The organism is Streptomyces sp. NPDC085937 (genome assembly GCF_044540535.1).
Taxonomy (GTDB): Bacteria; Actinomycetota; Actinomycetes; order Streptomycetales; family Streptomycetaceae; genus Streptomyces.
In genome coordinates, this window is the sequence record NZ_JBITSH010000022.1 from 39,646 (window position 1) to 54,029 (window position 14,384).

The 14,384-nt window shown below is 71.8% G+C and carries 11 protein-coding genes; 5 read left to right on the forward strand and 6 right to left on the reverse strand.

Going from position 1 to position 14,384, the window contains the following annotated elements:
* The first annotated feature begins 33 nt into the window (after nucleotides 1–33).
* The gene (locus tag ACIF8S_RS31400; RefSeq protein WP_349792029.1) at nucleotides 34–1,008 is read left to right on the forward strand and encodes an acyl-ACP desaturase; all 975 of its coding nucleotides are present in this window, start codon (nucleotides 34–36) and stop codon (nucleotides 1,006–1,008) included.
* Nucleotides 1,009–1,026: 18 nt separating this feature from the next.
* Here ACIF8S_RS31400 and ACIF8S_RS31405 read toward each other — a convergent pair whose 3' ends face one another.
* The 4 genes from ACIF8S_RS31405 to ACIF8S_RS31420 all read right to left on the reverse strand — a co-directional run bounded on the left by ACIF8S_RS31405 (nucleotide 1,027) and on the right by ACIF8S_RS31420 (nucleotide 4,438).
* Nucleotides 1,027–1,275 (reverse strand): WhiB family transcriptional regulator, encoded by a 249-nt coding sequence (locus ACIF8S_RS31405; protein WP_024888134.1) that lies wholly within the window; start codon nucleotides 1,273–1,275, stop codon nucleotides 1,027–1,029.
* 144 nt (nucleotides 1,276–1,419) lie between these two features.
* A complete protein-coding gene (locus ACIF8S_RS31410; RefSeq protein WP_400003713.1) occupies nucleotides 1,420–2,214 on the reverse strand; it encodes a VOC family protein in 795 nt (264 codons plus the stop codon).
* 109 nt (nucleotides 2,215–2,323) lie between these two features.
* Entirely contained in the window at nucleotides 2,324–3,364 is a 1,041-nt protein-coding gene (locus tag ACIF8S_RS31415; RefSeq protein WP_400003714.1) for a LacI family DNA-binding transcriptional regulator, read from the reverse strand.
* Between the two features lie 87 nt (nucleotides 3,365–3,451).
* The gene (locus tag ACIF8S_RS31420) at nucleotides 3,452–4,438 is read right to left on the reverse strand and encodes a multicopper oxidase domain-containing protein (RefSeq protein ID WP_400003715.1); all 987 of its coding nucleotides are present in this window, start codon (nucleotides 4,436–4,438) and stop codon (nucleotides 3,452–3,454) included.
* Nucleotides 4,439–4,639: 201 nt separating this feature from the next.
* Here ACIF8S_RS31420 and ACIF8S_RS31425 point away from each other — a divergent pair, with 201 nt between their 5' ends.
* Both ACIF8S_RS31425 and ACIF8S_RS31430 read left to right on the forward strand, forming a co-directional pair.
* Complete coding sequence (locus ACIF8S_RS31425) at nucleotides 4,640–7,147, forward strand: ThuA domain-containing protein (protein ID WP_400003717.1); 2,508 nt, start codon at nucleotides 4,640–4,642, stop codon at nucleotides 7,145–7,147.
* Between the two features lie 14 nt (nucleotides 7,148–7,161).
* Nucleotides 7,162–9,348: an OmpL47-type beta-barrel domain-containing protein gene (locus tag ACIF8S_RS31430; protein ID WP_400003776.1), complete on the forward strand. Its 2,187-nt coding sequence runs from the start codon at nucleotides 7,162–7,164 to the stop codon at nucleotides 9,346–9,348.
* Between the two features lie 27 nt (nucleotides 9,349–9,375).
* Here the strand turns inward: ACIF8S_RS31430 and ligD are convergent, their stop codons facing one another.
* A complete protein-coding gene (gene ligD / locus ACIF8S_RS31435; protein ID WP_024888140.1) occupies nucleotides 9,376–10,398 on the reverse strand; it encodes a non-homologous end-joining DNA ligase in 1,023 nt (340 codons plus the stop codon).
* Between the two features lie 321 nt (nucleotides 10,399–10,719).
* On the opposite strand from ligD, the gene ACIF8S_RS31440 reads away from it, so the two are divergent.
* Nucleotides 10,720–11,787, forward strand: a complete 1,068-nt coding sequence (locus ACIF8S_RS31440) for an ATP-dependent DNA ligase (RefSeq protein ID WP_400003719.1) — start codon at nucleotides 10,720–10,722, stop codon at nucleotides 11,785–11,787.
* 16 nt (nucleotides 11,788–11,803) lie between these two features.
* On the opposite strand, the gene ACIF8S_RS31445 is transcribed toward ACIF8S_RS31440, so the two are convergent.
* A complete protein-coding gene (locus tag ACIF8S_RS31445; RefSeq protein ID WP_349792041.1) occupies nucleotides 11,804–12,994 on the reverse strand; it encodes a zinc-dependent alcohol dehydrogenase in 1,191 nt (396 codons plus the stop codon).
* 200 nt (nucleotides 12,995–13,194) lie between these two features.
* Between ACIF8S_RS31445 and ACIF8S_RS31450 the strand changes: the two genes are divergently transcribed.
* The gene (locus tag ACIF8S_RS31450; protein WP_400003721.1) at nucleotides 13,195–14,211 is read left to right on the forward strand and encodes a DUF3048 domain-containing protein; all 1,017 of its coding nucleotides are present in this window, start codon (nucleotides 13,195–13,197) and stop codon (nucleotides 14,209–14,211) included.
* The last annotated feature ends 173 nt before the right edge of the window (nucleotides 14,212–14,384 follow it).

Sequence of the window (14,384 nt, forward strand, 5' to 3'; positions counted from 1 at the left end):
CGTCCGTATGTCCCCGTCCCCCTGGAGTTACCCGTGACGACCACTCCTGCCCACCTCGGCAGCCCTTCCGTCTGGACCGACGCGCGGCTGCTGTACGCCTTGGAGGAAGTGGTGGAGACGGAGCTGAACCGGCATCTGAAGGTCGCGAAGGACTGGATGCCGCACGAGTACGTGCCGTGGAGCGACGGCCGCAACTTCCCCGGTTTCTTCGAGGACGGCGAGGCCTGGGAGAAGGGGCAGTCGAAGGTCACCGAGGTCGGCCGGATCGCCCTCGTGGTCAACCTGCTGACGGAGGACAACCTCCCCAGCTACCACCACGAGATCGCCTCGCTGTTCGGCCGGGACGGCGCCTGGGGCACCTGGGTGCACCGCTGGACCGCCGAGGAGGGCCGGCACGGCATCGTGATGCGGGACTACCTGCTCGCCTCGCGCGCCGTCGACCCGGACAAGCTCGAAGAGTTCCGCATGTCGCACATGAGCGAGGGCTTCGAGTCGGACAACCGGCACTCGATGCTGCACTCGGTCGCCTACGTCGCGTTCCAGGAGCTGGCCACCCGCATCTCGCACCGCAACACCGGTCACCAGTCCGGCGACCCGGTCTGCGACCGCATGCTGGCGCGCATCGCGACCGACGAGAACCTGCACATGGTGTTCTACCGCAACCTGCTGAAGGCGGCCTTCGAGCTCGCCCCGGACCTGACCATGCAGGCGGTCCGCGACGTGGTGGTGAACTTCCGCATGCCCGGTCACGGCATCCCCGGCTTCGAGCGGGCGGCCGCGCAGATGGCCATCGGCGAGGTCTACAACCTGCGTATCCACCACGACGACGTGCTCCAGCCGGTGCTGCGCCACCTGAAGGTCATGCAGATCGACGGGCTGGGTCCGGAGGGCGCCAAGGCGCAGGAGGAACTGGGTCTGTTCCTCGGCGGTCTCGACTCCGAGGCGAGCAAGTTCGACGAGAAGCTGGCCGCGCGCAAGGCGCGCATGGCGGCCCGCGCCGCCGGCTGACCCCTCACCGGGCGCCGGTCACCGCCGTCCGGCACGCCGCAGCTCGAGGCGTTCCTTCTCCGAGAGCCCGCCCCAGACGCCGAAGCGCATGTCGTGGGTCAGGGCGTACTCCAGGCAGGTCGCGCGGATCGGGCACAGGCCGCAGATGCGCTTGGCCTCACGGACCGAGCTGCCGGGTTCGGGGAAGAAGAAGTCTCCCCCCGTCTGCGCGCACAGCGCCTCCTCCTGCCAGGTCAGGTCGGGTGGCGTCAACGTGTCGGTGTGCATGGCCGGAAGCGTGCCCGAGGGTGAAAAACGTTCGATCAACGCGGCATCAACGCCCGGGCCCCGGTGCGGGCCCGCCCGGTCCGGCGGGGGCGGGCTCGATGATGACGTCGGTCGGCCCGGCGCGCACGGCGGCGCGCCGGGCCGTCAGGTCTCGCGGGGGTCGCCCCGGAGCACCGCGAGGCGGGCGCCGTAGGGGTCCTCCAGGCGGGCCATCCGGCCCACGCCGGGGACCGAGGTGGGGGGCATCCGCACCCGGCCACCCAGTTCGGCCGCCCGGTCGGCCACGGCGTCCGGGTCCTCGGCTCCGATGTACGGCAGCCAGTGCGGCCGGCCCTCGGCCGCCTCGACGGGGTCGTCGGCCAGCGGCACCATCCCGCCGAACGTGCCCTCCTCCCCCGTCTCCCGGGAGCTGACGGCGGTGTAGACACCGCCCGGGAAGGTCACGGCGGCGGTCTCCCAGCCGAGGACCGCGTGGTAGAAGGCGGCGGCCCGCGCGATGTCCGGGGTGTACAGCTCGGCCCAGCACAGGCAGCCGGTCTCCCCCGCCGCCTCCAGGCCCGCGCGCCGGCCGGGCTGCCAGACGCCGAAGGCGGCGCCCATCTGGTCGGCGAGCAGCGCCGACCTGCCCTGCTCCCCGACGGCGGCCGGCGGCACGGGAACGCTGCCCCGCGCCGCGCGGACCGCCTCGGCGGTGGCGTCGGCGTCCGGACTGCGGAAGTACACGGTCCAGGCCGCCGCGCCTTGGTCACCGCCGAGCGGGGCGCAGCCCGCGACGATCCGGCCCGCGCGCTCGAAGAAGCCGTACCCTCCGCCGTCGGACCCCGCGGAGCGGTACGTCCAGCCGAACAGGGCGCGGTAGAAGGACGCGGCGCCTTCCGCGTCGGGCGTGCCGACGTCGATCCAGCAGGGTGCGCCGTCGACGAAGCGGGTGGTGAGCATGGTGCCTCCTTCGAGGAGTCCCGACGCCTGCTCCGCCGAGTCTTCCACTCCCCACCGACAATCGCCGGTACGGCACCCGGACGGGCCGCGGCCGATCGGGGCGGGGCGGTCAGGCGGACGCCCTGCGGACCAGGGTGGTCGGCAGCACCACCCCGGACGGTCCGGCGCCCGCGGCCCCGTCCGGCGCGGTGGTGCGGTCCAGGTCGCGCAGCAGCAGGCGGGCCATCAGGCGGCCCATCTCCTCGATGTCCTGACGGACCGTGGTGAGCGGCGGCTCGGCCTGCTCGGCGATCGGCAGCATGTCGTCGAAGCCGACCACCGCGACGTCCTCGGGCACCCGCCGTCCGTGTTCGCGCAGCGCCCGCAGGGCGCCGGCCGCCATGAGGTCGTTGCCCGCGAACACGGCGTCGAGGTCGGGGCGGTGGCGCAGCAGTTCCCGCATCGCCCGCTCGCCGCTGGCGGCGGTGAAGTCGCCCTCCACGACGAGGCGGGGGTCGGGGTCGGCCATGACGTCCCGGAAGCCGTCGAGCCGGTCCACCGCCGAGGTCTGGTCGAGGGCGCCGGTGATGTGGGCGACGCTGCGGCGGCCGAGTCCGAGCAGATGGCGTACGGCGTCGCGGGCGCCGCCCCGGTTGTCGGTGTCGACGTAACGGACGGCGTCGCCGCCGCCGTTCCAGTGCGGCCGGCCGCCGAACACGGCCGGCAGTCCGGCCCGCTGGATCAGTCCGGGCAGCGGGTCGTCGATGTGCAGGGAGAACACCAGGGCGCCGTCGACGTGGCCGCCGGCCAGGTAGCGGCCGACGCGCGCGTGGTCGTCGCGGTCCTCGGTGAGCAGCAGCACCAGCTGGTTGTCGTGGGCGGTCAGCTCCTTGCTGATGCCGCGCAGCTGCCGGGCGAAGAAGGGGTCGGCGAAGACCCGGGTCTCGGGTTCGGCCACGATGACGGCGACGGCGTCGTGGCGCCGGGTGACCAGGCTGCGGGCGGCCTGGTTGGGGACGTAGCCGAGTTCGTCCACCGCGCGCCGGACCCGCTCGGCCAGGGGTTCGCGGACCCCGTCGAAGCCGTTGACCACGCGGGACACCGTGGCCCGGGAGACCCCTGCCCGTGCGGCCACGGCCTCCAGCGTCGGTCGTGGCGCTGTCTCGCTCACTTCGGGGCTCCTCCCTGCGGTTGGCCGAAAGGATAGCCCTGGCCGGCCCGGCCGCCGAGAGCGCTCTCGGATCACCCGGGCCGCCCGTCAGTGCTCGTGCGCCGGCTCCTTCGTCCCGGTGGCGGTGTGGGCGTGTTCGTGGGGGTCGTAGCCGGGAATGGTGCCGTCCGGCTTCTTCACCAGGAACAGGCCGACCATGCCCATGTCGGAGTGGCTCTGGACGTGGCAGTGGTACATCCAGGCGCCCGCTCCCACCCCCTCCCCCGCGATCACCTGGAAGCCGAAGGAGTCGGCGGGGCCGCAGATCTTGGTGTCGACGACCCGGGTGGGGTCGTCGGGGCCGGTGAGCATGCCGGTGCGGTTGTCGGCCCAGCGGTGCCCGTGCATGTGGAAGGTGTGGTAGTACTCGCCGTGCGTGATCATGACGATCTCGACCCGGTCGCCCACGGTGGCCTCGAAGTCGGGGCCCGTGTGCGCCGGCTTGTTGTTGATCGTCATGTCGTTGAAGACGATGGTGTGCGTGGCGTCGGGGAGGATGTCGCCCTTGCGGCGCACGATCACGGGGCCGTACAGGCCGTTCCGGATGCCGCCGGTGCCGTGCACGGTGCCGACGACGTGGTCGTGGTAGTGCCAGTATCCGGCGCTGCCCGCCCGCCAGGTGCCGTCCGCGCGCCGCCCGGGGGCGTGGGTGCGCCAGGTGTAGGTGCGGCTGCCGCCGGGCTCGACGGCGCTCTTGTTCTGCTGGGTGCCGTCGCTGGAGATCTCGTAGTCGACGCCGTGGACGTGCAGGCTGACCGGCACGTCCATGGTGTTCTCGAACTCGATGTGCAGCGTGTCGCCCTCGTTGAGCTCGATCGGCGGGCCGGGGATCGTCGCCCTGCCCTTCTCGAAGCCGTAGCCCATCTGTCCGCCGGCGAGGCGCTCGGCGTACATCTTGATCCTGCGTACCTCGCCCCCGGCCGGCGCGGTTCTCGCCGTCGCGGTCGCGCTTACCGCCTCGGGCCCCACCGACAACGATGTCGCCACGGCCGCGCCGCCCAGAAGTACCCGTCGGTTGAAACCGCGTCTGTCCATGCCGAACTCCCCATGTGGCTGTCATGAACCTGTGAAACCGTAGCGGCGACCCCAGCGTTTATCCACACTCAGGACAAAGTTCGTTTCTTTGCTGCGATAGGTATTGGCGTGTGACGCAAAGAGGTCTAGCTTCCTTGACGCTGCTGTCGCGACCGAGGAGGGGTGGGTGGCCACGTGCGGTCCACATCGCATCACGAACCCATGGGATTAAGAGGGTTGGACACGTCCAGCACCTCGAACGCGCGAAGGACGAGAACCGGGCGACGCGCCTGGGCGGCCACCGTCGCCGCCACTGTCGTCGCCGCCGGCCTGCTGTCGGGTCCCGCCGCCAGCGCCCGCCCGGCCCCGGATCCGTCCCTGACAACGATGTCCATCACCTCGCCCCCGGGCGGCGCGAACGTACGGGTGCTGCTGTTCTACGGCTCCGCGGCCGGCGGTGAGGAGTCGCCGCTGGTGAACGCCGGGATCGCGGCGATCGAGCGGATCGGGCAGACCGGGCCGGAGGACCAGCGCTTCACGGTCACCGCCACCGGCGACGCCTCGGTCTTCACCAACGACAAGAAGCTGAGCCGGTTCAACACGATCGTGTTCCTCACCGGCGGCGGTGACGTCCTCGACCCGGAGCAGGAGGCGGGCCTGGAGGCGTACATGGAGGCCGGCGGCGGTTTCGTCGGCCTGCACGACGCGGCCCGCGCGGAGCCCTACTCGGACTGGTTCACCGGTCTGATCGGCGCCCGGCCGGCCGCGGGAGCGGCCACGGTGCAGCGCGCGACCGTCGAGGTCGGCGACCGGGCGCACCCGGCGACCAAGAGCCTGCCGATGGAATGGAAGCGCCCCGACAAGTGGCTCAACTGGGTGAAGAACCCGTCCGGCGACGTCCACACCGTCGCCCGGGTGCGCGAGGCCACCTACAAGCCGGGCGCCGGTGCCAACGGCTGGGACCACCCGGTCAGCTGGTGCCGTGACTACGACGGCGGACGCTCCTTCTACACCGGCATGGGCGGCACGGTGTCGTCGTACGACGAGACCGACTTCCGCGAGCACCTGCGCGGCGCCCTGCTGTGGACCACCCGCCTGGTCCGGGCCGACTGCAAGGCGACCATCACCGGCAACTACAAGGCGGAGCGGCTCACGCAGCCCAACCAGCCCGGGCAGAACGACCAGATCGGCGAACCGCACGGCCTGGTCACCGCGCCCGACGGCCGCGTGTTCTACATCGGCCGGGGCGGCGCCGACGCCTCGCAGCCCGTGGTCACCGACTGGAACGACCCCGATGTCGGCAAGGGCACGGGCGAGATCCACGTCTACGACCCGGAGACCGAGAAGGTCACCCTCGCCGGGGCGCTCACCGTCTTCGGCAACAAGGGCGGCGGCGACGAGCTGGTCAAGGTCGAGGAGGGCCTGCTCGGCATCGAACTGGACCCCGGGTTCGCCCGGAACGGGTGGGTGTACCTGCACTGGACGCCTCACTCGGGAATCGACCGGGACAAGCGCATGGCCGAGCGGCGGGTCTCCCGCTTCACCCTCGACCACGCCACGAACAAGCTGGACCTGAGCAGCGAGAAGGTGCTGCTGGAGTGGCCGGTGCAGATCCACAGCTGCTGCCACGCGGGTGGCGGGATGGCCTGGGACTCCAAGGGCAACCTGTACATCGCCACCGGTGACAACAACTCCAGCGGCTTCAGCGACGGTTACTCCGGCAACAACCCCCAGCCCAACTACAAGGGCGTGTCCTTCGCCGACGCGCGCCGCACCGCGGGCAACACCAACAACCTCAACGGCAAGATCCTGCGCATCCACCCGGAGCCGGACGGCACGTACACCCTCCCCGAGGGCAACCTGTTCACCGGCAGGGAGACCGACGAGGGCGGCGGCAAGACCCGCGGCGAGATCTACGTGATGGGCGTGCGCAACCCGGCGCGGATCTCGGTCGACCAGGAGACCGACGTCCTCTACGCCGGCTGGGTCGGCCCGGACGCCGGCGCCCCGTCGACGACCTGGGGACCGGCGAAGTACGACACGTTCGCCGTCATCACGAAGGCGTCCAACCGCGGCTGGCCGTACTGCATGGGCAACAAGCAGCCCTACCGGGACCGCAATCTGCCCGACCCGTCCAAGCCGCTGGGCTGGTACGACTGCGACCACCCGAAGAACGAGTCGCCGAACAACGACGGTCTGGTCAACCTGCCGCCGGTCACCGGCAACAACATCTGGTACTCCCCGCAGGGCGGCGGACCGGACTTCCCGCGCGACGAGAACGGCGTCCCGTCCTACAAGCAGGACGAGGCGACGTACCGGCTGCCCTGGCTCAAGGGCGGCGGGCAGGCAGCGATGAACGGCCCGGTCTACCGCTACGACGACGCGAACAGCAGTGACGTCAAGTGGCCCGCGTACTGGGACGGCAAGTGGTTCGTCGGCGACTTCTACGACGCCGACCAGCCGCGCAACGCGGTGCTGATGGATCCGAGGACCCAAGGAGACGGCGGACTGCCGGTCCACTCGGAGTCCCTGAAGAAGATCGTGCCCATCGGCAACGACGGCATCAAGAACCTGATGGGCTGGACGTTCGGTCCGGACGGCGCGCTCTATGTGCTGGACTACGGGCGCGGGTTCTTCACCTCCGACGCCAAGTCCGCGCTGTGGCGGGTCACCTACACGGGCGGCGGGCCGACCCCGGCCGCCGGTCAGCTGGCGAGGGGGACGCGGTGATACGACGACCAGGAGTGTGGGCCGTACTGCTGGCCTGCCTGATGACGGTGCTCGGCCTGCAGGCGCTCCCCGCGGCGGGACAGCCGAAGGCCGACACCGGCCGCGCGGCGGCACAGGTGCTGACCTGGACCGCGGGCGACAGCATCACCGAGTACACGTCCGCGCCGGCCACCGCGGCGGCCGGTCCGGCGACGATCGTCTTCGAGAACAGCGCGGCCACCGGCAACACCACCGGCATGCCGCACACCCTGACGTTCGTCACCTCCGACCCGGAGTACAACAGCGACGTCCAGCTGAACATCCTGGCCAACCCGGCCGACGCACAGGGCGGTCGGCACACCGCGGAGGTGACGCTCACCCCGGGCCGCTACTTCTATCACTGCACCATCCCCGGCCACGGGGAGATGAAGGGCGTCCTGACGGTCACCGAGGGCGGCGGCGAGGACACCACCGCCCCCGAGGCCACGGCCGAGGTCGCCGGCACGCGGAACGGCCAGGGCGAGTACGTCGGCTCCGCGAGCGTCACCCTCGCGGCCACGGACGAGGGTTCGGGCGTCGACCGGATCGAGTACGCGCTCGGTGACGACGACGTCTGGCAGCCGTACACCGCCCCGGTGGTGGTCGACCAGGTCGGCACACACACCGTCCGCTACCGCGCACTGGACAAGGCGGGCAACGTGTCGGAGGAGCGGAGCGTCGAGTTCACCGTCGTCGCGCCGCCCACCGACGACACCACGGCGCCGGAGACCTCGGCGACCGTGGACGGCGAGAAGAACGCCGACGGTCACTACATCGACATGGCGACGGTGACCGTCACCGCGTCCGACACCGGCTCCGGCGTCAACACCATCGAGTACGCCATCGGCGCGGACGGTGCCTGGCAGACCTACGGCGGTCCGGTGATGGTGCACGAGGCGGGCACGCACGCCGTCCGCTACCGGGCCACCGACAAGGCGGGCAACGCGGCGGCGGAGAAGAGCGTGGAGTTCACCGTCGTCGCCGCTCCCCCGCAGGACACCACCCCGCCCGCCACCGGCGTCACCGTGCAGGGCACGAAGAACTCCGACGGCGCCTACGTCGGCCGCGCCACCGTCACGGTCAGCGCGGACGACGGGCACGACGGGTCCGGTGTGGCACGCGTCGAGTACTCCCTCGACGCCGGGCCGTACCTGGCCTACACGGCGCCCGTGGTCGTGGACCGGGCGGGCCGGCACACGGTGGCCTACCGGGCCACCGACCAGGCCGGAAACACCTCCGAGCCGCTCACGGTGAGCTTCACGGTGGTGTCCGGCGGGGTGCCCGCGCCCCCCTGCCCCGAGTACGACGAGCGGTTGACGGTGATCGTCGGGACGGTCGACTCGGGCGTGCCCAACCGCGTCACCAACAACCGGTGCCGGATCGGCGAGCTGATCGAGGACGAGAAGGAGTGGACCTCGCAGGCGCTGTTCCTGAAGCACGTCACCACCGTGCTGGACGCGCTGCGGAAGGAAGGCGTCGTCGACAAGCGGGAGTACCGGGCGGTCAACAAGGCGGCCAAGCAGTCCGGCATCGGCACGCCCGGCCAGACCGAGGGCTACCGCACGATCCTCGACGGCACCCCGGAGTCGTTCGCCAAGTGGGAGCAGGTGGGCGGTGGTTCGTTCGCGCTGAACCCGGACGGATCGATCACCTCGGGCACCGCCCGGGACGGGCTCGGCATGCTGTGGTTCCCCGGGCGCACGTACGGCGACTTCTCGCTGAAGCTCCAGTGGCGTGACGACGCGCCGGGCACCGCCAACGCCAACGGCGGTGTGTTCGTGCGGTTCCCGCAGATCCACGACCACCCCGAGGAGTCCCGGCCGGAGTGGGCCGCGATCAAGTTCGGCCACGAGATCCAGGTGTTCGACTCACCCACCGGCGACATGTACAAGACGGGCTCGGTCTACGGCTTCGACCGGGTGGGCCTGGCCGGTGCCGGTGTGACGCAGAAGGGCACCTGGAACGACTACGAGATCCGGGTGGTGGACCAGCACTACGAGGTCTACCGCAACGGCGTGCTGATCAACGAGTTCGACAACATCGGCGGCCAGGACTTCACCCCGCCGCGCTCGGACGACCCGGGCACGGACGGGCGGCGGTTCGCCTCCGGTTACCTCGGGCTGCAGGTGCACAGCACGACGGACGTCATCTCCTACCGCGACGTCCGGATCAAGGAGTTGTAGCCCGCGCGAAGTCGGCGGGGAGCCGGGTCAGGAGGTCGTGGGTTTCGGCTTCCTGGCCCGGCTCGGCTGCACCCGGCTGGGCTCCCCGGGCATCTTCGGGTACTCGGGCGGATAGGGCAGGTCGCCGAGGCCGTGGTCCTGCTCGTCGCGCCGGGCGAGTTCCAGCAGGGGTTCCAGGGAGAAGGCGTGGTCGTCCATGTCCGCGTGCACGTCGCCGAGTTCGGCGAAGCGCGCGGGCATGGTCGTGATGTCGAAGTCCTGCGGGTGGGCGACGCCGACCTCGTCCCAGCGCAGCGGTGCGGAGACGGGAGCGTGCGGGCGGGGCCGCACCGAGTAGGCGGAGGCGATGGTGCGGTCGCGGGCGGTCTGGTTGTAGTCGACGAAGATGCGCTCCCCGCGCTCCTCCTTCCACCACTTGATGGTGACCTGCTCGGGCATCCGGCGTTCCATCTCGCGGCCCACGGCGATGGCGGCGCGGCGGACCTGGGTGAAGGTCCAGCGGGGTTCGATCGGCACGAAGACGTGCAGGCCCCGGCCGCCGGAGGTCTTGGGCCAGCCGCGCAGTCCGTACTCGCCGAGGACGGCGCGCAGTTCGTGGGCCGCGCGGGCGGCGTCGTCGTAGTCGGTGCCGGGCTGGGGGTCGAGGTCGATGCGCAGTTCGTCGGGGTGGTCGACGTCCGTGCGGCGCACCGGCCAGGGATGGAAGACGAGCGTGCCGTACTGGGCCGCCCACACCACGGCGGCCTCCTCGGTGGGGCACATCTCGTCGGCGCTTCGGCCGCTGGGGAAGGTGATGTGCGCGGTGGGAATCCAGTCCGGCATGCTCTTGGGCGCGCGCTTCTGGTAGAACCACTCGCCCGTGATGCCGTCGGGGTAGCGCTGCAGGGTGGTGGGCCGGTCACGGAGGGCGCGCAGGATGCCGGGGGCGACGGCCTGGTAGTAGCGGGCGACGTCCAGCTTGGTGTAGCCACGCTCCGGGAAGAAGACCTTGTCCGGGCTGGACAGCCGTACGGTCCGGCCGCCGACCTCCAGTTCCACCGCATCACCCATGCGGCCACGGTAGGCGCGGGCGCCGCTCCCCGCACACCGGCCGCACCCGCCGCGGCGGCCGCACGCCCCCAGGGGCGCGGGGAACTGCGCGACCAGCCCCCGCCGGGCCGCACTCGGCGTACGACAACGCGGGGAACCCCGTTAGCCGCAGGTACGGCGCTGACGGCGAGGCCCGCCGAGAGGGTGACGCCTGCGCCCACCCGTGCCGCCCCTGGGGGTACCTCCCAGGCCCTTGAGGCACTGGGGGAAGCACGAATGCCCGCAGGCTGCGGGAGCCTTCCTCGAAGCGCGGAGCACCGCCGGCGTCCTTACAGTCGTGCCATGGACCTCCCGGTGATGCCGCCCGTCAAGCCGATGCTCGCCAAGTCGGTGGCGAGGATCCCGCCGGACATGCAGTACGAGGCGAAGTGGGACGGCTTCCGGGCGATCGTGTTCCGTGACGGCGACGAGGTGGAGCTGGGCAGCCGCACCGGCAAGCCGCTCACCCGGTACTTCCCCGAGCTGGTCGAGGCGCTGCGGGAGCGGCTGCCCGGGCGGTGCGTGGTGGACGGGGAGATCGTCATCGCCCGGGACGGGCACCTCGACTTCGACGCGCTGACCGAACGCATCCATCCGGCGGACTCCCGGGTGCGGACGCTCGCCGAGCGGACCCCGGCCTCCTTCGTCGCCTTCGACCTGCTGGCGCTGGCGGACGAGTCGCTGCTGGACGTGCCGCTGACCGACCGCCGGGAGCTGCTCGTACGGGCGCTGCGCGACGTCACCCCGCCGGTGCACGTGGCGCCGGCGACCACCGACATCGAGGTGGCCCGGGGCTGGTTCGAGCAGTACGAGGGCGCCGGTCTGGACGGTGTGATCGCCAAGCCGCCGAACCTGCGCTACCACCAGGACGAGCGGGCCATGTTCAAGATCAAGCACGAGCGCACGGCGGACGTGGTGGTCGCCGGGTACCGGCTGCACAAGAGCGGGCCGGTGGTCGGGTCGCTGCTGCTCGGCCTGTACGACCGGAGCGGCGCCCTCCAGCACGTCGGGGTGTCGGCCGCGTTCAGCATGAAGCGGCGGGCGGAGCTGATCGAGGAGCTGGAGCCGCTGCGGATGGACGACGTGTCGGACCACCCGTGGGGGGCCTGGGCGGACGAGGCGGCGCACGCCTCGGCGCGGCTGCCCGGGGCGCCCAGCCGCTGGTCGGGGAAGAAGGACCTGTCGTGGGTACCGCTCAGACCGGAGCGGGTGGCCGAGGTCGCCTACGACCACATGGAGAACGGGCAGCGCTTCCGGCACACCGCCCGTTTCCGCCGGTGGCGCCCCGACCGCACCCCGGAGAGCTGCACGTACGGGCAGCTGGAGGAGCCCGTGCGCTACGACCTCGCGGAGATCCTCGGCGGGCCGTGATCCCCGGCGGCCCGGGTCATGGCTTGATCAGCACCTTGACCGAGCCGTCCCGCTTGTTCTGGAACATGTCGTACGCCTGCGGTGCCTCGTCGAGCGGTACGCGGTGGGTGGCGAAGTCGTCGACGCCGAGCGGGTCCTCGTCGGTGAGGAACGGGATGATCTCGTCGCTCCAGCGGCGCACGTTCGCCTGCCCCATGCGCATCTGGATCTGCTTGTCGAACAGGGTCAGCATGGGCATCGGGTCGGCCATGCCGCCGTAGACGCCGCTGATCGAGATGGTGCCGCCGCGGCGCACCAGGTCGATGGCGGTGTAGAGGGCGGCGAGCCGGTCGACGCTGAAGCGTTCGGCCATCGGTCCGCTGATCTTGCGGGGGAGCATCGCCGAGGCGTTCTGCACCATGCGGGCCGCCGCGCTGCCGTGTGCCTCGGTGCCGACGGCGTCGATCACCGCGTCGGGGCCGCGGCCGTCGGTCTGGTCGCGGATCGCCGCGACGAGTTCCTTCTCGTCGTCGAAGGAGCGCAGGTCGAAGGTCTCCACGCCGCGTTCCTTCGCCCGGCGCAGCCGTTCGGGGACGAGGTCCACGCCGAACACCCGTCCGGCGCCCTTGGCCTGGGCGACCCGGCAGGCCATGTCACCGATCGGGCCGAGGCCGAGCACGGCGACGCTGCCGCCCTTGGGGACGTCCGCGTAGGCGACGGCCTGCCAGGCGGTCGGCAGGACGTCGGAGAGGTAGACGAAGCGGTCGTCCGCCGGGCCCTCGGGCACCTTGATCGGGCCGTACTGGGCCTGCGGCACCCGCAGGTACTCGGCCTGCGCGCCGGGGACCGCGCCGTACAGCCGGGTGTAGCCGAACAGGGCGGCGCCCATGCCCTCGGAGCTGACCTGGGTGGTCTCGCACTGGGTGGGCAGCCCGGTCAGGCACATCCAGCAGTTGCCGCAGGCGATCTGGAAGGGCACCACGACCCGGTCGCCGACCTGGAGGTCGGGGACCGCCGCGCCGACCTCCTCCACGATGCCCATCGGCTCGTGCCCGAGGATGTCGCCCGGGGTCATGAACGGGGTGAGCACCTCGTACAGGTGGAGGTCGGATCCGCACAGTCCGGTGGAGGTGACGCGGATGATCGCGTCCGTCGGCTCCTCGATCCTGGGATCCGGCACGTTCTCGATCCGTACGTCCCGCTTCCCCTGCCAGGTCAAAGCCTTCATCGCCGCCTGCTCCCTCCGTGCCGACCGGTGTGTGACGCCGTACGCGCCCGTGTGTCGCTCGTGCGGTCGGCTCCGGGTACCCGAGTGGCCGGACGCCGAACCGCCGATCGCTGGGCCGATCGGCGGAACCCACCGCGCGGGACGCCGTCTGACCGGACAGGGGCGGAGACGATCGGAAAAGCGCACAATCGAAACAGCGGATGACACGAGGATGGCCGGTGGCGACGGTGGGCACAGAACGAGGGACGCGCCGGCGGCGCGGCGGCAGGAGGGCCGGAGTGCTCGTCGCCGCCCTGCTGGCGGCAGGTCTGGCGGCGGGCTGCACGTCGGGCGGGTCCGGTGACGACGGACGCGGCTCACCCCAGGAGTCGCCGACCGCGACGGGTCCGGACGGCCGGCCGCTGCCTCCCGTCCTCGCCGTGAAGATCGACAACGCGCCCGAGGCCCGGCCCCAGACGGGTCTCGACGAGGCCGACGTGGTGTACGTCGAGCAGGTGGAGGGCGGGCTGAGCCGGCTGATGGCCGTGTACGCCACAGAGCTCCCCGAGTCGGTCGGCCCGGTGCGCAGCGCCCGCGAGTCCGACCTGGAACTGCTGCGCCAGTTCGACCAGCCGCTGCTCGCCTTCTCCGGGGCCCAGAGCAAGCTGCTGCCGCTGATCGACCGGGCGCCGCTCACGCCCGTGGAGCCCGGGTCGGAGGACGACGCCTTCACCCGGGACTCCGCACGCGCGGCACCGCACAACCTTTACGTCCGCCCGCACCGGCTGCTGGACGACGCGCCCGGCGAGGACGCGCTGTCCACCGGCTTCCGGCACGGCCCGGCGCCCGCGGGCGGCACGCCCGAGGACGAGGTCACCGTGCGCTTCCCGGCGGCCCGCTTCACCTTCACCTGGTCGGACGCCGACCGGGCCTGGAAGGTGTCGATGGACGGCACCCCCGCGACCGACAGCGACGGCGACCGGCTGACGGCGTCCACGGTGGTCGTGCAGGACGTGACCGTGCGCCGCTCGGGTTTCCGGGACTTCCTCGGCAACAACACCCCGTACACCGAGACGGTCGGCTCGGGGAAGGCCACCGTGCTGCGTGACGGGCGTGCCTACCCGGCCGCCTGGGACCGGGCGGCCGCCGAGGACGGCACGTCGTTCACCACCGGGGACGGCGAGCCGCTGAACTTCGCGTCCGGTCCGGTGTGGGTGGTGTTGGCATCGGGACGCTGAGCGAGCGCGCTCACCGGGTGACGGACGTCCGCTCCGGGTCGCTCGGGGTCCCCCGGCGCGAGGAGCGTGCTGGTGGCGCACGGCCACCACGACGATCCGGCCCTCTACGCAGGGGCGGCCCGGCGGCCGACTCGGCCTGCACCACGGCCCGTCGGGCGCCGGCGGGGAAGGAC